A 17,616-nucleotide genomic window follows, 5' to 3' on the forward strand; every position below is an offset into this window, starting at 1 on the left:
GAGCCTAGGCCTGGCGGGCCTTGCGCGGCTTCTTGCCGTCCGGCACGCTGACCGCGCGCACGCCGCCGAAGAACAGTTGGGACACCATGGTGCCAATGGCGTCATGGTCCAGCGTGCCGCCCGGCTTGAGCCAGGTGAAGGTCCAGTTGATCATGCCGAACAGCAGCATGGCCAGGGGCTTGCCCAGGGCGCTGTCGGCGGACTCGCCGCGCACCTGGGCAATGGTCTGCGCAAAGGCGGCGACCACGCGGCGCTCGACGTCCAGGATGCGCTGCTGGTCTTCCTCGCGCAGGAAGCGCACGTCCTCGGTCAGCACGCGGTGGGCATTCTGGGCCTGGGCGTACTCCTGGCCGAAGCCGCGGATCAGCGCATGCAGGCGCTGCTCGGGATCGGCATGGGCCTGCAGGGTGTCGTTGACCAGGGCTTCGAGACGCAGCACATGCTCTTCGGCAATGCGCACGGCCAGGTCGTGCTTGTCGATCACATAGTGGTAGAGCGTGGCCTTGGAGACGCCGCAGGCCGCAGCCACCTCGTTCATGGAGGTGCCCGCATAGCCGCGCTGCGCGAACAGCTGGGCGGCGTGGGAGAGGATCATTTCACGCTGGCCATCGTAGCCAGCAGGGTCACGTACGCGTGCCATGCGGCGGCGTCCTTTCGGTAGGTGTCGTTGCCAGGGTCCGCCCGTGCGGCCCGGGCCGGAATTATGGACGGCGCAGCGGCGCGCGCCCCCGCGATTACCAGTTTTCAGGGATATGCAAAGATGCGGGCTTCGCCCACAGTCGGGCGGCCATCCTGCCCCTTTTTACGCCCGCCGCTGCGCACGCCTTTTCCATGCCCGCCCACCTGCTTGTCCCAGAGTCCACGCTTCCGGCCCCGGTGCTGGTGGTGGAGGACGAGCCGCTGATCCGCCAGCGGCTGCAGTCCGTGCTGGGCCAGCTGGGCTACACGCCCGATGCCCTGCTGTTCGCCGGCTCCCTGGCCCAGGCCCGCGCCTGCCTGGCCGAGCCCGTGGCGCTGGCCCTGGTGGACCTGGGCCTGCCCGACGGCAGCGGCATCGACCTGATCGCCGAGATGCGCAGCGCAGACCCGGCCGTGGGCATCCTGGTGATCTCGGCCTGGAGCACGGAGGACGCCATCCTCGCGGCGCTGCGCGCAGGCGCCACCGGCTATGTGCTCAAGGAGCGCGACGACCTGGAAGTGTCGCTGTCCATCCGCAGCGTGCTGCGCGGCGGCGCGCCCATCGACCCCTTCATTGCGCGCCGCGTGATCGCCGAGCTGCAGGGCGCGGCACCCGCCACGCCGGAGAGCGGCGGCACCGAGTCCACGCTGAGCGCGCGCGAAAGCCAGATCCTGCGCCTGGTGGCCGACGGCCTGACCAACCGCGAGATCGCCGAGCAGCTGCACCTGTCGCGCTACACGGTGGAATGCCACATCAAGCACATCTACCGCAAGCTGGCCGTGTCCTCGCGCACGCGCGCCGTCAACACGGCACGCGTGCGCGGATTGCTGGGCTGACGGCCATGGGCGGGTGGCGCCGGTGGTTTGGCCCGGTGCGGCACTTCGCCCTGGGCCTCGCCCTGAGCCTTGCGTTTCTCCTGTGCAGTACCTGCGCCTTGGCCCAGGCCTGCCTGCCGCAGATCCTGTCCATCCAGTCCGCCAAGGCCGCAGGCCAGGGACCGCCGCCCATCGCCAGCGCGGTACGCGACTGGCACAACGTGACCCTGCCCGACCACTGGCTGGACCGCTGGCCCGGCTACAGCGGCGCCGCCTGGTACCGCATCGACTGGCAGCGCGGCTGCGCTCACCCCGCTGCCGCCGCTGCCACCGCTCCCGCCGCCGCCGATCCCGTGGCGCTGGCCCTGCACTCCATGGTCATGGCCGGCGAGGTCTTCGTGAACGGCGACCTGCTGTGGCGCGACCGGCACCTGGTCGAGCCCCTGTCGCGCAGCTGGAACATGCCGCGCTTTTGGCTGCTGCCCGAATCCGCCCTGCATGCGGGCACCAACAGCGTGTGGATACGCGTGCACGGCCTGGCCGAGCAGACGCCGGGCCTGGGCGAGGTGCGCCTGGGCGAGCCCGAGGCGCTGCGCCAGTGGCACGAGCAGACCTGGTGGAACCAGCGCACGCTGTTTGCCATGAACATCGTGGTCTCGCTGGTGCTGGGCGTGCTGTTCGCCTTTGCCTGGCTGCAGCGGCGCGCCAGCAAGGCCTTTGGCTGGTACGCGCTCAATGCCTTCTGCTGGGCGCTGTTCCTGGCCAATATCCTGGCCACCGAGGCCTGGCCCTTCCCCGACACCCTGGCCGTGGCACGCGGCAATTTGCTGGTCTTTTTGCTGTTCAGCCAGAGCTTTTGCCTGTTCACCTGGCGCTTCGGCAGGCTGCACCTGCCCCGGCTGGAAAAGCTGCTGTGGGCGCTGACGCTGGCCGGCATGGCCGCCGCCATCTTCGCGCCCTGGTGGCTGGTGGACGGCGTGCTGCACATCGGCCTGGTGTACTTCGGCATCTGCGTGGCCGTGTCGCTGCACTTTCCGCTGCACGCCTGGCGCACGCGCGAGCCGGGCCACCTGGTCTACGCGGCCTGCCTGCTGGTCTTCCTGTGCGCGGGCCTGCACGACATGCTGGCGCTCAAGAAGGTGATCGGCCCCGCCACGCCCTGGATGCCCTACACCGCGCCGCTGACCATGCTGGCCCTGTCCATGGTGCTGGGCCGGCAGTTCGTGCTCAGCATGCGCCGCATCGAACAGTTCAACCAGGAGCTGACCGACAGCGTGGCGCGTGCCTGCGACGAGCTCGGCGGCACGCTGGCGCGCGAGCATGCGCTGGCGCTCAGCCACTCGCGGCTGCAGGAACGAATGCAGCTGGCGCACGACCTGCACGACAGCCTGGGCGGCTCCCTGGTGCGCTCCATCGCCATGGTGGAGCAGGCGGGCGGCCCCATGCACAACCGCCAGTTCCTGTCCGTGCTCAAGCTGCTGCGCGACGACCTGCGCCAGATGATCGACAGCGGCACCAGCGTCTCCGTCACCGTGCCGGACACGCCCCAGGCCTGGATCGCGCCGCTGCGCCACCGCTTTGCCAGCCTGTTCGACGCGCTGGACATGCAGTCCGACTGGCAGGTGCCGGCCGCCTGGCCGCAGCCGCCCGGTGCGCTGCAGTGCCTGGCGCTGACGCGCGTGCTGGAGGAAGCGCTGGCCAATGTGATCAAGCACAGCCGCGCCCAGTGCGTGCAGGTGCAGCTGCAGTGGCCCGAGCCGCATTGGCTGATGCTGCGCATCACCGACGACGGCGCAGGCTTTGACGTGGCCGCCGTGCAGCAGGCCGGCATGGGCGTGGGCCTGCGCAGCATGCAGGCGCGCCTGCAGCGCCTGGGCGGCCATCTGGACATGGACTCAGAACCCGGCGCCACCGTGCTGGCCGCCTGGCTGCCCGTGCCCGGCGATCACCTGCACGAAGGCACGGAGCAGGCCACCCTCAGCGCGAAAAGCGCCCTATCCCCGCACTGACGCCGGCCGGGGTCAGCACATCGTCGAAATACTCCAGCGTGAGCTGGTTGCCGTCGAACGTGGCCTTGGACAGGCTGCCCGGCGAATCGCCCTCGGGCACGAAGCTGAAGACTTCGCCATCCCAGTGGCTGAGCAGCATGCGCTGCGAACCCAGGCTGACCTGCAGCCCCCCGCCACCCGTCTGCAGGCTGACCTGGGCCGGCCCGTAGAAGCGGTTGGCGTAGCTGCCCACATAGGCGCCCAGCGGCCGGGGCGGGCGCGGGAAAGGGGGCCGGGTCTTGCCTACCAGCTCGCCATGCGGCTGCATGATGGGTGCCAGCCGCTTGGTCCAGATGCTCTCCCAGTCCTGGCGCTGGCGGCCCCATTCGACCTGGTCCAGGAACTGCGAGACCACGATCTCGGGCACGCCGATGGGCATGCCGTTGGTCAGCACCACGATGCCCAGCTTGAGCTCGGGCATGACGGTGAAGCTGGTCGCGCTGCCCGTGCCGAAGGCGCCCGAGTGGCTGTAGGTGGTGCGCCCCGCCTCGGACACGCCCACGTTGAAGCCGAAGCCGTAGTAGCGCGCAGGCTCGCCGTTGCCGGCCGGCGACTGCAGCATCTGCGGCGACAGCGCCGTGCGCAGCGCCTGCGCATCGACCACCTGGCGGCCCTCGAAGCGGCCCTCGTCCAGCAGCATGGTCATCCAGCGCGCCATGTCGCGCACCGTGGAGCTGACGCCGCCCGCAGCCGACTGCGCATCGGGCCGGCGCACCGGCCCCGTCTGCCAGACGCCGTTGACGCGCAAATGGCCGGCCGCGCGGTTGGCGCGCGCCTCGAAATCGGCAAACAGCGAACTGGTCCGGGTCATGCCCAGCGGGCCGTAGACGGCCTGCTGCGACAGCGCGGCCCAGGACTGGCCCGCGATGGCGGCCACGGACTCGGCGCCCGTGATCAGGCCGAAGTTGCTGTAGGCGTACTGGGTGCCCACGGGCCGCAGCGGCAGATAGCGCAGGCGCTCCAGGATCTGGCGCTGGCTGTAGCCCAGCTCCTCCAGCGCATCGCCGGCCTGGCCGGGCAGGCCCGAGCGGTGGGCATACATGTCGCCCACGGTGATGCGCTGGGCCGCGTCGGCGTCCTCCAGCGTCCACCAGGGCAGGCCCTGCTGCACGCGCGTGTCCCAGGACACGCGGCGCTGGCCCACCTGCTGCGCCACCACGGTGGCGCCCACGGACTTGGAGACGGAGGCGAGCTGGAACACCGTGTCCGCATCCACGGCCAGCGACGAGCCCAGACGGCGCACGCCCATGCCCTGGGCATAGACCAGGCGCCCCTCATGCACCACGGCCACGGCCACGCCGGGCACGCCCGTGCGCCGCATCTGCGCGCGCACCTGGCCGTCGAGCTGATCGAGCGCACGCTTGACGCGGTCCGTCACGGGCGGATCGATGGGATCGCCCCAGGACACCTCGCCGTTGCATCCGGCCGTGGCCACGGCGCCCAGGGCCGCTCCCAGAAAATGCCGGCGCGCAAGAATCGATGAAGCCATGGGGTCTCCTGTGGTGCTGTCGTGAAGAACAAAAGGAAAAAGAAAAAGGGGCGGTTGTGCCGCCCCCCGTGACGATAGCAAAACGCGCCGGGCCGAATCCTGCCCGGCATCAATGCCGCATCAGTGCCGCGTCACTGCTGCATCAGCGCGGATCCACCGCCGCGATGATGCCGCCGCCCAGGCACACGTCGCCGTCGTAGAGCACGGCCGACTGGCCGGGCGTGACGGCCCATTGCGGCTCGGGAAAATCCAGCCGGAAGCCTTCGGGCGTGGCGCCCGAGATCAGGGCCGGCGAGTCGGGCTGGCGGTAGCGCGTCTTGGAGCCGTAGGCCTTGCCCTCGGCGGGCGCATGGCCGGCCACCCAGCTGACCTGGTCGGCCAGCAGCGACTGCGACAGCAGCCAGGGATGGTCATGGCCCTGCACCACGCGCAGCGTGTTGGTGTCCAGCTCCTTGCGCGCCACGAACCAGGGCTCGTGGTCGCCGCCGCCGCGCGGCGCGCCCTTTTCCTTGACGCCGCCGATGCCCAGGCCCGAGCGCTGGCCCAGCGTGTAGAACGACAGGCCCACATGCTTGCCCAGCTTGCGGTTGCGGTCGTCGAGGATGTTGCCGGGCTCCTTGCTGATGTAGCGGTTCAGGAAGTCGCGGAACGGCCGCTCGCCGATGAAGCAGATGCCCGTGGAGTCCTTCTTCTTCGCGTTGGGCAGGCCGATCTCCTCGGCAATGCGGCGCACCTCGGTCTTCTTCAGCTCGCCCACGGGGAACATGGACCTGGACAGCTGGGCCTGGTTGAGGCGGTGCAGGAAGTAGCTCTGGTCCTTGGCCGGGTCCAGCCCCTTGAGCAGCTCGAACAGCTGCGTGTCGGGGTTCTGGCGCACGCGGGCGTAGTGGCCCGTGGCGATCTTCTCGGCGCCCAGGCGCATGGCGTGGTCCAGGAAGGCCTTGAACTTGATCTCGGCATTGCACAGCACGTCGGGGTTGGGCGTGCGGCCGGCCTGGTACTCGCGCAGGAACTCGGCGAAGACGCGGTCCTTGTACTCGGAGGCGAAGTTCACATGCTCGATCTCGATGCCGACCACGTCGGCCACGGCGGCGGCATCGACGAAATCGACATTGGACGAGCAGTATTCGCTGTCGTCGTCATCTTCCCAGTTCTTCATGAAGATGCCGACCACTTCATGGCCCTGTTGCTTGAGGAGATGGGCCGTGACAGCGGAGTCCACACCGCCCGACAGGCCCACCACGACGCGGTGTTTAGTCATGGGCAGCGATTATCCCCGCGCCCTTCAAAGGCTGCGCGCCACGGGCTTTGCAGCCCTGCGCCAGCAGGAATAATGGCCCTCTTGCCCCCTAGGAAACGCCCGCATGCGCTACGACCTGACCGATCTCAAGCTGTTCATGGCCATCGCCCAGGCCGGCAATCTCTCGCGTGCCAGCCAGGCGCGGCACCTGACGCCCTCGGCCGCCAGCCAGCGCCTGCGCAATCTGGAGCAGGCCCTGGGCTGCCAGCTGTTCACGCGCGAGCACAAGGGCATGCGGCTGACCGAGGAAGGCCACGCCATGCTCGAGCATGCGCGCGGCGTGTTCGCTGCCATCGACGGCATGGAGGCCGAGGCCGCCCTGCTGGGCAGCAGCCTGCAGGGCAAGGCAACGCTGGCGGCCAACAGCTCCTCGCTGCACGGCTTCATCGGCCCGCACATCGGCGAGTTCCTGACCGCATTTCCCGAGGTGAACCTGACCCTGGTCGAGCAGACCAGCGAGACGATTGCCGCCAGCGTGGCCGAGGGCGAGGCCGACCTGGGCGTCTACGCGGGCGAGCCCATGGCGGGCGCCGTGGCCTGCGAGACCTTTGCGCTGGACCGCCTGGTGGTGATCGCCCCGCCCGGCCATCCGCTGGTGCCCCAGCCGGGCGAGAGGCCAGAGGACGGCGAAGGCCCTTCCTGCCGGTTCTTCGACACCCTGTCCCATGCCTTCGTGGGCATGGCGCTGACCAGCAGCAACTACGCCTTTCTGCGCGAGCTGGCCAAGCGCCATGGCCGGCCGCTGCGCTGCCGCATCCACGTGGACGATTTCACCTCCATCGTGCGGCTGGTCTCGCAGGGCGTGGGCCTGGCCATCATTCCGCACAGCATCTACCGCAGGCTCGGCACCGCGCATGCGGTGGCCTGCCTGCCGCTGGAGGAAACCTGGGCACGGCGCCCGCTACAGCTGGTGCGCTCCAGCGAACGGCCGCTGACGCCCACCGCGCAGCGGCTGCGCAGCTTTCTGAAAGGGCTGGCCGACAAGGCCTAGGCCCGGGTTCAGGGCTGGGGCTGGGCCTTGGCCTGCTTGCGCTCCAGGAAGGCATTCATGTGGTGCTGCGGCTCGCCCGTGTTGAAGGCCGCGCCGAACTCGGCCACGCTGTCGGTGATGGCCGAGTCCACGCCCATGCCCTCCCAGCGGCGCAGCAGGCGCTTTTGCTGGCGCAGCGCCTCGATGCCGATCCCGCCCAGCCCCTCGGCAATCTGCGCGATGCGCGCATCGAGCTGGTCGCCGGGCACGCATTCGTTGAGCAGGCCCCAGCGCTCGGCCTGCAGGGCACCGATGTTCTCGCCCGTGAGCAGCAGCCAGCTGGCGCGCGTGCCGCCGATCTGCGCGGGCATCATGGCCGCGTGGATCACCGAGGGAATGCCGACCTTGACCTCGGGCATGCCCACCACGGCATCATCGGCCGCGATGCGCAGGTCGGCCGCCATGGCCAGCTCCAGCCCGCCGCCCAGCGTATGGCCCTGCAGCCTGGCGATCACGGGCACGGGGAAATGCCGCACCGCGTTGCACAGGTCGCGCAGCCCGCTGATGAAGGCGCGTGCCGAGGCGGCGTTGAGCGACGCCATCTCGCGGATGTCGGCCCCCGCCACGAAGGCGCGCGTGCCCGATCCGCGCAGCACCAGGCAGTGCAGATCGGGGCGCTCGGCCAGTTCGGCCAATTGCGCGGTCAGCGCGCGGATCACGGGTGTGCCCAGGATGTTCAGCGGCCCGCCGCCGGTGATGGTGAGCACGGCGGTCTGCGGGGTGGGAAAGGTCACTTGTGCATACACGGCAGATCTCCTCAAAGTTTCTCGAATCCGATGTCGCGGATCAGCTGGGACCAGGCGCGGTTGGAGCGCTCCACCGTCTGCCTGAACTGCGCAGGCTCCTGGAAGTCCACGACGGCGCCCTGCTGCTCGATGGTCTTGATCAGCTCGGGCTTTTGCAAGGTCTTGCGCATGGCTTCGCTGAGCCTGGCAAGAATGGCGGGATCGAGCCTGGCAGGCGCGCCCAGGCCATACCAGGACATGTCGTTCATGGGCTTGAGACCGGCCTCGGCATAGGTGGGCACGCCCGGCAGGGCCGGCAGGCGCACGGGGCTGGACACGGCCAGCGCACGCAGCTGGCCGCCCGCGATCAGCGCGCCCGAGGACGGCATGTTGTCGAACACCACATCGAGCTGCCCCGCCATCAGGTCGTTGAGCGCCGGCCCCAGGCCCTTGTAGGGCACATGGGTGAGGGTGGTGCCCGTGGTGCTGCCGAACAGCGCACCGCTCAGGTGGCTGAGCCCCCCATTGCCCGAGGAGCCATAGTTGAGCTTGCCCGGCGCGGCGCGCGCCGCGTCGCTCACATCCTTGGCGCTCTTGTAGGCCGAGCCCGCGCTGACCACCATCACGCCCGGCACGTTGGCGATGTTGGTGATGGGGGTGAAGTCCTTCACCGGGTCATACGCGGGCTTGGCGTAGACGTTGGGATTCACGGCATGCGAGCTCTCCACCATCATCACCAGGGTGTAGCCGTCGGCCGGCTGCTTGGCCGCATAGGCCGAGCCCGTGCTGCCGCCCGCGCCGGGGCGGTTTTCCACCACCACGGGCTGGCCCAGCGTCTCGCCCAGGTAGCGCGCCGCCACGCGCGCGATCACATCGGTGGCGCCGCCCACCGCATAGGGCACGACCAGGCGTACGGGCCGCTCGGGATAGCTTCCGGCCCCCGGTGCCCCTGCCGCCCCTGCCGCCCCCGCTGCATATGCCAGCGGCATCCCCGCCAGCGCGGCGGCTGCCACGGCGGCCTTCAGTGCTTTCATGCGTTTCGTCATCCTTGTCTCCTTCTTGGCTTGTCGATGTCTAGGGATTCAGAGGTCCTGCGGCGCCGCACCGAGCACGGGCGGCGGCGGCACCTGGGCGCCGCTGCCGGCCGGCACCATGGGGTTGCGCACCAGCTTCAGCGTGCCCAGCTGCGGGTGCTCCACCGTCTGCAGCATCTGGCGGTGCCGGACCTGCGGATGGGCGAAGACCTGTTCCATGGTGTTGATGCAGCCCCAGGGCACCTGGGCGGTGTCCAGCGCATCGGTCAGGGTCTGCAGCGGCCAGCGGCCCAGCGCCGCGCGCAACAGCGGGCGCAGCTGCGCCATGCCGGTCAGGCGCGCGGCATTGGTGGCAAAGCGTGCGTCCAGGTGCCAGTCCGTGCCCAGCACGGAGCACAGGGCGGCGAACTGCCCGTCATTGCCGATGGCCAGGATGAAATGCCCGTCTTCGCAGGCAAACACCTCGTAGGGCGCGCAATTGGGATGGGCGTTGCCCGTGCGGCGCGGGTTCTCGCCGCTGACCAGGTAGTTGGCCGCCTGGTTGGCATTCATGGCCACGGCCACGTCCAGCAGCGCCAGGTCGATGTGCTGGCCGCGCCCCGTGCGCTGGCGCTGCACCACGGCCGCCAGCACGGCGCTGGTGGCATACATGCCCGTCATCAGGTCCACCACGGCCACGCCCGTGCGCAGCGGGCCCGCGCCCTCCTCGCCATCGGCCACGCCCGTGTAGCCCATGAGGCCGCCCAGGCCCTGGAACACATAGTCGTAGCCGGGCTTGTGCGCAAACGGGCCGCTCTGACCAAAGCCCGTGATCGACAGGTAGATCAGCCCGGGGTTGATGGCGGCCAGCGCCGCGTAGTCCAGCCCGTGGCGCGCCAGCGCGCCGGCCTTGTAGTTTTCCACCAGCACGTCGGCATCGCGGATCTGGCGCAGCAGCCAGGCATGCGAGGCCGGCTCGGTGAAGTCCAGCGCCACCGACTGCTTGCCGCGGTTGCAGGACAGGAAGTAGGCCGACACGGCCTCGCCACCGGGCGCCTGCACGAAGGGCGGGCCCCAGGCGCGCGTGTCGTCGCCCGTGCCGGGACGCTCGATCTTGAGTACCGATGCGCCCAGGTCGGCAAGGTTCTGGGTGCACCAGGGTCCCGCCAGGATGCGGGACAGGTCCACCACGCGCAGGCCGTCGAGGGCGCTGGACAGTCCATGGCTGTGTTGCATGGGGGTGATGGTCGCGGCAGGGGGGCCGGCGGTCCATCGGTCATTGCTTCATGCTGCGTTCGCGTGGGCTTCATGCTGCTTGTGCCTTGGCGTGTCCAGCGGCTTGCCTGCGCGGCAGGCAGGGGCCGGGTCTCGGCCCGGCGGCCGCCCCCCTTTCTTGATCGCCAAGAAAGGGGGACAAAGAAGGCGACCCCGAATGTCCGCGACCCTTCGCTTCGCTGCGGGCAACCTGCACCGGGCCGCCTGCGGGGTTCGCCGTGAAACTCACTTCGCGCTGCGCGCTCCGTTCAGACAATCACGGCGAGTCAGATGACGAGGCAGTCCTGTCCTTCGGCAGGACTGCAACCCCGCAGACAACCCGGCGCAGGCGCTGACATACGGGGAAGTTGCTGCGGGGCGTCGCTGCGCTCGGCCCCTTTACCGGGCATGCGCTACTGCTTCCTCCACCGTTTCCCAGATGAACCGGCCCGACGGGCTTTGCTGCTCCTCCACCACATGCGCCACCAGCCCGGCCGCCCGCGAGATGACGGCAAAGCCGCGCATCACTGCCGTGGGCACGCCGATCTCGCCCAGCAGGGCGGCCACGGCCCCCGTGGCATTGATGGTGATGGGCCGGCCCGCTGCGGCGTCCACGGCGGCAGAGAGGATTTCGAGCGCGCGGATTCTGCTGCCCGCCAGTTCGGGTTCGGCGCGGCCCATGTCCAGCAGCTTGTAGGCGCGCGGGTCCACGGGCTTGTGCAGGTGGTGGCCAAAGCCGGGCACGGGGCTTTTCAACGCCTTGTGGTGCTGGGCGATGGCGCGGGCCTCGGCCTCGGGGTCGGCGGCGGCGGCAATGCGGTCGAGCAGCGCGGCGCAGTTCTCCATGGTGCCCACGAAGGAGCTGCCCACGGCCAGCAGGCCGGCCGAGACGGCGCCCTGCAGGTTCTCCGGCGCGCTCATGTAGATGAGGCGCGTGGCGATGGCGCTGGGCGTGAGGCCATGCTCCATGAGCACGATGAGCACCACATCGGCGATGCGCAGGTCCACGGGGCGCGGCGTGCGGCCCAGGATCTGCATCAGCATCACCTCGGTGAAGGTCTTCTTGCCCATCAGGTCCTCGACCAGGTCGGCATCGCGGTAATGCAGGCTGGTGAGGGTGTGGGTGCACAGGCGGGTGACGGGGGGTTGGGGGGTTGCCATGGCCAGGGTCTCCTTGTGATGGTGTGCGGGATCAGCGGGGTGCCAGCGCAAGCTCGCGCACGGCCGTCTTGAGCAGCTTGCCCACGGGCGAGCGCGGCAGGCTGGCGTGAAAGTGGATGCGCTTGGGTGTCTGCACGGGGCCCAGGCGCTGGCGCACGAAGGCGATCAGTTCGGCCTCGTCCGGGCGCTGGTCGGGGCGCAGTTCGGCGCGCAATTGCACGGCGGCCTGCACGGCCTCGCCCCAGTGATCGTCGGGGATGCCGAAGACCACGCACTCGTGCACGGCCGGGTGCTGGCCCAGGGCGTTTTCCACATCCACGGGATAGACGTTGAAGCCGCCCGTGATGACCAGGTCCTTCAGGCGGTCCTTGAGGTGCAGGTAGCCCTGCGCATCGATCAGGCCCCGGTCCCCTGTGTGCAGCCAGCCGTTCACCAGGGTCTCGGCGGTCTTGCCGGGCAGGCGCCAGTAGCCGCTCATCAGCAGATCGCCGCGCGCCACGACCTCGCCCACCTCGCCCCGGGGCAGCAGGCGGCCATCGGGCGCCATGACGGCCAGGTCGCTGAACCAGGTGGCCCGGCCCACGGAGGTCCACAGGCCTTCGTCCTCGAAGTCCTCGGGCCGCATGGCCGTGAGGATCTGCGGCGCCTCGGTCTGGCCATAGGTGGTGGCCAGCACGGGGCCGAAGAAGGCGCGCACCTGGCGGATTTTCTCGGGCGGCATGGCGGCGCCGCCGTAGATGAGGCGGCGCAGGCCGGGGAAGTCCGCACGGCTGGCGCCCGGCAGCGCCATCAGCATGTAGATCAGGGTGGGCGGCATGAAGCACACGGTGCCGCCGCGCAGGGCAAAGGCGCTGCGCACGGCCTCGGCACCCGCACCGTCCAGCAGCACATGGCAGCCGCCCTGCGCCAGGATGGGCAGCAGATAGGTGGACGTGCCATGCGTGATGGGCGCGGCCATGACGTAGCGGTCATGCTCATCGAACCCCCAGGCCTGGATCTGGTTGGCAATGCCGGCCATCCAGGCGCGGCAGGGCTGCATCACGCCCTTGGGCAGGCCCGTGGTGCCGCCCGTGAACTTGATGGCCTGGATGGCATCGGCGGGCAGGTCGGGTGTCACAGGCAAAGCGCCGGTCTGCGCCTGCTCCAGGGCCGCCGTGCCCTCGCCCAGCATCAGGTGGATGCCCGGCGCCCCTTGCACCAGTGCAGCGCCGCCGGCATCGCACAGCACGATGGAAGGCTCGGTGGCATCGATGATGCGGCGCACCTCGGACTGCGTGCTCTTGGGATTGAGCGGCACCCAGACCTTGCCGCTGGCCATCACCGCCAGCAGCGCGGCGATATGGTCTGCGCTGTTGCCCGCGCAGATGCCCACGCGGCTTTGCACGGCGGGCTCCAGCGCCTGCAGGCCGGCCGCCAGCGCGGCCACCTTGCGGGCCAGCGCGTCATAGCGCATGCAGCCGCCCGGCGCGTCGATGGCGATGCGCTGCGGCCAGCGTTCGGCCGCGCGCCAGAAAAAATCAATGGGTTGCATGGGGGTCGTCTCCTTGTGGGGCGGTTGTGTTGAGCTTTTGCCGAACGTGTGCCGAACTACTGGGCGGTGGCGCCCGAGGCCTTGACCACCTCGCGCCAGCGCTTGATCTCCGACGCCGCAAAGCTGCGCATCTGCGCCGGGGTGCCGGGCTCGGGCGTGGCGGCCATCTCGCCCAGGCGCTGGCGCAGCTCGGGTGCGGCCAGGGCGGTGTTCAGGGCATGGTTCAGGCGCTCGATCACGGCGGGCGGCGTGCCCGCAGGGGCGGCCAGGCCGAACCACGACTGCACGTCGAAGCCCGCATAGCCCGACTCCGCCAGCGTGGGCACATCGGGCAGCAGCGCCGAGCGCCGGGCGCTGGTGATGGCGATCGCGCGCAGCTTGCCGGCCTGCACGTGGGGCAGGGCCGAGGGCGCGTTGTCGAACATGGAATCCACCTGCCCGCCCAGCAGGTCGGTGATGGCCGGTGCGCTGCCCCGGTAGGGCACGTGCAGCATGCGCAGGCCCGACAGCTGCCGGAACATCTCGCCCGACAGGTGGATCGACGAGCCGCTGCCCGACGAAGCGAAGCTGATGCCCTGCGCACTCTGACGGGCGTAGCGCACATAGTCGGCCACGTTCTGTATGGGCAGGCGCGGGTTGACCACGAGGATGTTGGGAATCTTGGCGATCAGGCCGATGGGTTCGAAGTCCTTGACCGGGTCATAGCCGAGCCGGGGGTAGAGCGAGGCATTGATGGTGTTGGCAATGGTGTAGACATACAGCGTGTAGCCGTCCGCAGGCGCCCGCGCCACGGCTTCGGCGCCCACATTGCTGTTGGCGCCCGTGCGGTTGTCCACCACCACGCTCTGGCCCAGCTGCTCGCCCATCCGGGCGGCCACCAGGCGTGCGATCACGTCGGTGGCGCCGCCGGCCGCATAGCCCACCACGAGCCGCACGGGCCGGGCCGGCCAGGCCGCCGGCTGCGCCAGCACGGGCGCGGGCGCCAACGCCACGGTCGCGGCGGCCATGCCGGCCAGTGCGCAGGTGAAGGAACAGGCCAGCAGGCGCCGGCGCGCCCACGGATTGAAACGGGCAGGGGTTGTCATGTCTTGTCTCCAGGTGATCGTTCTGATGTCTGCTTATGTCCGCTCATGTCTGCCTGTGTGGGCTTTCGACGGCCTGCGGCACACTGCGCGCTGCACGCAGGCCCTTTTCTGCCCTGCCTGCAATCACCGGGAAATTCTTTTCCATGCCTTCGCGCAGCACCAATCCAAACGTCCGGCCAGCGGACATTTCAGTCTCCGCCGACGATGCCGGCAGCCGCACGCTGCGCCGTGGCCTGCAGGTGCTGGACGCCGTGCTGGCCGCTGGCCGCGAAGGCCTGCGCGTCGCTGACCTGTGCCGCGCCACGGGGCTGGAGCGCGCCACGGTGTACCGCCTGCTGTCCACCCTGGTGGACAGCGGCTATGTGGCGCACAGGGGGCGCTTCGGCTATGCGGCCGGCCACCGGCTGGCGGCCACGGCCGCCAGCGCGGGCCAGCCCAACATGGCCGTGCGGCTGCAGCCCGTGCTGGAGCGCGTGAGCGCGGGCTGCGCGGATGCGGCCTTTGCCATCGTGCGCGAAGGCGCGGCATCGCACTGCATCGCCCGCCATGTGGGCACGCATCCGGTGCAGATCCTGGTGATCCAGGTGGGTACGCGCCAGCCGCTGGGCGTGGGAGCGGCGGGACTGGCCCTGCTGGCCGCCCTGCCCGATGCCGAGGTGCAGGCCGCGATGGCGGCCAACGCGCCCGTGCTGGAGCAGTACGGCGGCATGACGCCCGAGCGCATGGCCCTGCTGGTGAAGGCCACGCGCCAGCGCGGCTGGTCCGTCATCGGCAACCACGCCACGCGCGGCGTGCTGGCCGTGGGCATGGCGGTGCGCAATGCCGAAGGCGAGCCCGTGGCCGCCGTCAGCGTGGCCTCCACGCTGGAGCGCATGCCCGGCGAGCGCCAGAAGCTGATTGCGCGCTCGATAGGCGAGGCCCTGGCGGCCCTGCTGCCGCGCGGCATCTGAGGCCAAGCCCCGGTCTGCACCGACAATCGGCGCTGCACACCACGAGCGCCGCCCCCATGGAACTGAGACAACTCCGCTACTTCGTCCGCATCGTCGAACTGGGCTCCATGAGCCGCGCCGCCCTGGACCTGGACATGGTCCAGTCCGCGCTGAGCCAGCAGGTCAGCCGCCTGGAAAGCGAGCTGTCCACCCGGCTGCTGCAGCGCACGCCGCGCGGCGTGGTGCCCACCGAGGCGGGCGTGGCCTTCTTCCGCGAGGCCCAGCTCACGCTGCGCCATGCCGAGCAGGCCGTGCGCAGCGCGCAGCAGGCGCGGCTGTCGGGCTCGGTCAGCGTGGGCCTGGCGCCCACCACCTCGGCCATGCTGGGCCTGCCCATGATGCAGGCCATGCGCGCGCGCTACCCCGATGTGCGCCTGCACATGGTGGAGGGCATGTCCGGCCACCTGACCGACATGCTCAATGCGCGCGCGCTGGACATGGCCGTGCTGTTCGACGCCCGCCTGCACGGCGGTCAGGCCCGCGCAGGCGGGCGGCGCTGGCAGGTGCACCCGCTGATCGAGGAGGAGCTGTTCCTGATCCGCGCGCGCGGCCACCACCCCGAGCCGCTGCCGCCGCAGATGGCGCTGGCCGACCTGGCCGGCGAATCGCTGATCCTGCCCACGGGCCTGCACGGCCTGCGCAGCACGCTGGACACGGCCTTCTCGCAGGCGCGCTTCACGCCGCATCTGGTGCTGGAGGTGGACTCGCTGTCCATGGTCATGGCGGCCGTGGATGCAGGCCTGGGCAGCACGGTGCAGCCCTGGGCCTCCATGGGCCGCTATGCCGATGCCGCGCAGCGCTTCGAGTGGTCGCGTATCACGGACAAAGATGCCCTGCGCACCAACCTGCTGTGCAGCCTGTCCGAGGATGAGCTGTCGCCCGCCGCCCTGGCCGCGCGCGTGGTGCTGATCGACTGCGTGCGCCAGCTGCTGCGCGGCGGCGCCTGGGCTGGCACGGCCCTCATCCATCACGAAGACTGATACCCCCATGCCGGCGGGCCCCTGCCCGCCGCGCGGCGTTCTCCCTACATTCGCAATCCCCACGATGGCGAATGCAAGGAGAACTCCATGGACCCCGATGTCCTGGTCATAGGCGGCGGCAATGCCGCCCTGTGCGCGGCCCTGATGGCGCGCGAGGCAGGCCGCAGCGTGCTGCTGCTGGAGGCGGCGCCGCGCGACTGGCGCGGCGGCAATTCCGGTCACACGCGCAACCTGCGCTGCATGCACGACGCGCCCCAGGACGTGCTGGTCGAGGCCTACCCCGAAGAGGAGTTCTGGCAGGACCTGCTCAAGGTCACGGGCGGCATCACCAACGAGCACCTGGCGCGCATGGTGATCCGTGCCTCCTCCACCTGCCGCGACTGGATGCGCCGCCACGGCGTGCATTTCCAGCCGCCGCTGTCGGGCGCCCTGCATGTGGCGCGCACCAATGCCTTCTTCATGGGCGGCGGCAAGGCCCTGGTCAATGCCTACTACCGCAGCGCCGAACGGCTGGGCGTGCAGGTGCGCTACGCGTCGCCCGTGGACCGGCTGGAGATCGAGGACGGCGAGTTCAAGGCCGCCTGGGTGGGCGAGCAGCGCATCACCGCAAAGACCTGCGTGCTGGCGGCGGGCGGCTTCGAGTCCAACCGCGAGTGGCTGCGCGAGGCCTGGGGGCAGAACGCACGCGGCGAGTGGCCGTCCGACAACTTCCTGATCCGCGGCACGGCCTTCAACCGCGGCGTGCTGCTGCGCCACCTGCTCGAAGACCATGGCGCCGACCGCATCGGCGACCCCACCCAGGCCCACATGGTGGCCATCGATGCGCGCGCGCCGCTGTACGACGGCGGCATCTGCACGCGCATCGACTGCGTCTCGCTGGGCGTGGTGGTCAACCGCGAGGCCGAGCGCTTCTACGACGAGGGCGAGGACTTCTGGCCCAAGCGCTATGCCATCTGGGGCCGCCTGGTGGCCCAGCAGCCGGGCCAGACCGCCTGGTCCGTCATCGACTCCAAGGCCATAGGCCGCTTCATGCCGCCGGTCTTCCCGGGCGTGCGCGCCGACTCCCTGCCCGAGCTGGCACGCAAGCTGGGCCTGGACGAGGAACGCTTCATGCAGACCCTGGATGCCTACAACGGCGCCTGCCGCGTCGGCCACTTCGACCACACGGCGCTGGACGACTGCCACACCGAGGGCCTGGTGCCCGCCAAGACCCACTGGGCCCGCCCCATCGACACGGCGCCCTTCTACGGCTACCAGCTGCGCCCCGGCGTGACCTTCACCTACCTGGGCCTGGAGACCGACGACACGGCGGCCGTGCGCTTTGCCGGCCAGCCCAGCACCAACCTGTTCGTGGCCGGCGAAATGATGGCCGGCAACGTGCTGGGCAAGGGCTATACGGCCGGCGTGGGCATGTCCATCGGCACGGCGTTCGGCCGCATCGCGGGCCGCAACGCAGCCCTGGCCGCCGCGGGCCAACCCGCCGTGCGCGGCGCAGTGACAGAGAAGGCTTGACCGAG

At 70.2% G+C, this 17,616-nt stretch carries 15 protein-coding genes; 6 read left to right on the top strand and 9 right to left on the bottom strand.

From position 1 onward, the window contains the following. Nucleotides 1–4: 4 nt before the first annotated feature. The gene (locus tag AC57B5_RS17980) at nt 5–640 is read right to left on the bottom strand and encodes a TetR/AcrR family transcriptional regulator (RefSeq protein ID WP_496400042.1); all 636 of its coding nucleotides are present in this window, start codon (nt 638–640) and stop codon (nt 5–7) included. A 191-nt stretch (nt 641–831) separates the two neighbouring features. Here AC57B5_RS17980 and AC57B5_RS17985 point away from each other — a divergent pair, with 191 nt between their 5' ends. Both AC57B5_RS17985 and AC57B5_RS17990 read left to right on the top strand, forming a co-directional pair. Then, a complete protein-coding gene (locus AC57B5_RS17985) occupies nt 832–1,515 on the top strand; it encodes a LuxR C-terminal-related transcriptional regulator (RefSeq protein ID WP_088165764.1) in 684 nt (227 codons plus the stop codon). 5 nt (nt 1,516–1,520) lie between these two features. Beyond that, nucleotides 1,521–3,503: a sensor histidine kinase gene (locus AC57B5_RS17990; protein ID WP_496400043.1), complete on the top strand. Its 1,983-nt coding sequence runs from the start codon at nt 1,521–1,523 to the stop codon at nt 3,501–3,503. Here AC57B5_RS17990 and AC57B5_RS17995 read toward each other — a convergent pair. Further along, nucleotides 3,472–5,031 carry a serine hydrolase gene (locus tag AC57B5_RS17995; RefSeq protein ID WP_496400044.1) on the bottom strand — a complete coding sequence of 520 codons (1,560 nt, stop codon included), beginning with the start codon at nt 5,029–5,031 and terminating at the stop codon, nt 3,472–3,474. The genes AC57B5_RS17990 and AC57B5_RS17995 overlap by 32 nt on opposite strands. Before the next feature lie 142 nt (nt 5,032–5,173). Then, nucleotides 5,174–6,292, bottom strand: coding sequence for a tRNA 2-thiouridine(34) synthase MnmA (gene mnmA, locus AC57B5_RS18000; RefSeq protein WP_047219070.1), 1,119 nt, complete (start codon nt 6,290–6,292; stop codon nt 5,174–5,176). 103 nt (nt 6,293–6,395) lie between these two features. Here mnmA and AC57B5_RS18005 point away from each other — a divergent pair, with 103 nt between their 5' ends. Continuing rightward, complete coding sequence (locus AC57B5_RS18005) at nt 6,396–7,322, top strand: LysR substrate-binding domain-containing protein (RefSeq protein WP_333905366.1); 927 nt, start codon at nt 6,396–6,398, stop codon at nt 7,320–7,322. An 8-nt stretch (nt 7,323–7,330) separates the two neighbouring features. On the opposite strand, the gene AC57B5_RS18010 is transcribed toward AC57B5_RS18005, so the two are convergent. The 6 genes from AC57B5_RS18010 to AC57B5_RS18035 all read right to left on the bottom strand — a co-directional run bounded on the left by AC57B5_RS18010 (nt 7,331) and on the right by AC57B5_RS18035 (nt 14,130). Next, nucleotides 7,331–8,107: an enoyl-CoA hydratase gene (locus AC57B5_RS18010; protein ID WP_496400045.1), complete on the bottom strand. Its 777-nt coding sequence runs from the start codon at nt 8,105–8,107 to the stop codon at nt 7,331–7,333. 11 nt (nt 8,108–8,118) lie between these two features. Then, on the bottom strand, nt 8,119–9,132 hold the full coding sequence (locus AC57B5_RS18015) for a Bug family tripartite tricarboxylate transporter substrate binding protein (RefSeq protein WP_133072506.1): 1,014 nt from the start codon (nt 9,130–9,132) through the stop codon (nt 8,119–8,121). Between the two features lie 36 nt (nt 9,133–9,168). Beyond that, a complete protein-coding gene (locus AC57B5_RS18020; RefSeq protein WP_496400046.1) occupies nt 9,169–10,335 on the bottom strand; it encodes a CaiB/BaiF CoA transferase family protein in 1,167 nt (388 codons plus the stop codon). A gap of 417 nt (nt 10,336–10,752) precedes the next feature. Next, nucleotides 10,753–11,514, bottom strand: coding sequence for a citryl-CoA lyase (locus AC57B5_RS18025; RefSeq protein WP_034398065.1), 762 nt, complete (start codon nt 11,512–11,514; stop codon nt 10,753–10,755). A 31-nt stretch (nt 11,515–11,545) separates the two neighbouring features. Beyond that, nucleotides 11,546–13,045, bottom strand: coding sequence for a class I adenylate-forming enzyme family protein (locus AC57B5_RS18030; protein WP_496400047.1), 1,500 nt, complete (start codon nt 13,043–13,045; stop codon nt 11,546–11,548). Nucleotides 13,046–13,101: 56 nt separating this feature from the next. Further along, a complete protein-coding gene (locus AC57B5_RS18035; protein WP_071954077.1) occupies nt 13,102–14,130 on the bottom strand; it encodes a tripartite tricarboxylate transporter substrate binding protein in 1,029 nt (342 codons plus the stop codon). Nucleotides 14,131–14,273: 143 nt separating this feature from the next. On the opposite strand from AC57B5_RS18035, the gene AC57B5_RS18040 reads away from it, so the two are divergent. The 3 genes from AC57B5_RS18040 (at nt 14,274) to tcuA (ending at nt 17,611) form a co-directional block, all read left to right on the top strand. After that, a complete protein-coding gene (locus AC57B5_RS18040; RefSeq protein WP_496400048.1) occupies nt 14,274–15,080 on the top strand; it encodes an IclR family transcriptional regulator in 807 nt (268 codons plus the stop codon). 56 nt (nt 15,081–15,136) lie between these two features. Further along, nucleotides 15,137–16,099, top strand: a complete 963-nt coding sequence (locus tag AC57B5_RS18045; RefSeq protein WP_012202727.1) for a LysR substrate-binding domain-containing protein — start codon at nt 15,137–15,139, stop codon at nt 16,097–16,099. A gap of 87 nt (nt 16,100–16,186) precedes the next feature. Further along, entirely contained in the window at nt 16,187–17,611 is a 1,425-nt protein-coding gene (gene tcuA / locus AC57B5_RS18050) for an FAD-dependent tricarballylate dehydrogenase TcuA (protein WP_496400049.1), read from the top strand. Nucleotides 17,612–17,616 lie beyond the last annotated feature (5 nt).

The sequence above is a fragment of the Delftia sp. BGA-UO-ETr-SB1 genome, assembly GCF_059567865.1.

Coding starts and splice junctions, on each gene's coding strand:
- AC57B5_RS18020 (WP_496400046.1), bottom strand. CDS start 10,335: ATGCAACACAGCCATGGACTGTCCAGCGCCCTCGACGGCCTGCGCGTG.
- AC57B5_RS17995 (WP_496400044.1), bottom strand. CDS start 5,031: ATGGCTTCATCGATTCTTGCGCGCCGGCATTTTCTGGGAGCGGCCCTG.
- AC57B5_RS18005 (WP_333905366.1), top strand. CDS start 6,396: ATGCGCTACGACCTGACCGATCTCAAGCTGTTCATGGCCATCGCCCAG.
- AC57B5_RS17990 (WP_496400043.1), top strand. CDS start 1,521: ATGGGCGGGTGGCGCCGGTGGTTTGGCCCGGTGCGGCACTTCGCCCTG.
- AC57B5_RS18045 (WP_012202727.1), top strand. CDS start 15,137: ATGGAACTGAGACAACTCCGCTACTTCGTCCGCATCGTCGAACTGGGC.
- AC57B5_RS18030 (WP_496400047.1), bottom strand. CDS start 13,045: ATGCAACCCATTGATTTTTTCTGGCGCGCGGCCGAACGCTGGCCGCAG.
- AC57B5_RS17985 (WP_088165764.1), top strand. CDS start 832: ATGCCCGCCCACCTGCTTGTCCCAGAGTCCACGCTTCCGGCCCCGGTG.
- AC57B5_RS18035 (WP_071954077.1), bottom strand. CDS start 14,130: ATGACAACCCCTGCCCGTTTCAATCCGTGGGCGCGCCGGCGCCTGCTG.
- AC57B5_RS18040 (WP_496400048.1), top strand. CDS start 14,274: ATGCCTTCGCGCAGCACCAATCCAAACGTCCGGCCAGCGGACATTTCA.
- AC57B5_RS18015 (WP_133072506.1), bottom strand. CDS start 9,132: ATGACGAAACGCATGAAAGCACTGAAGGCCGCCGTGGCAGCCGCCGCG.
- AC57B5_RS17980 (WP_496400042.1), bottom strand. CDS start 640: ATGGCACGCGTACGTGACCCTGCTGGCTACGATGGCCAGCGTGAAATG.
- tcuA (WP_496400049.1), top strand. CDS start 16,187: ATGGACCCCGATGTCCTGGTCATAGGCGGCGGCAATGCCGCCCTGTGC.
- AC57B5_RS18025 (WP_034398065.1), bottom strand. CDS start 11,514: ATGGCAACCCCCCAACCCCCCGTCACCCGCCTGTGCACCCACACCCTC.
- mnmA (WP_047219070.1), bottom strand. CDS start 6,292: ATGACTAAACACCGCGTCGTGGTGGGCCTGTCGGGCGGTGTGGACTCC.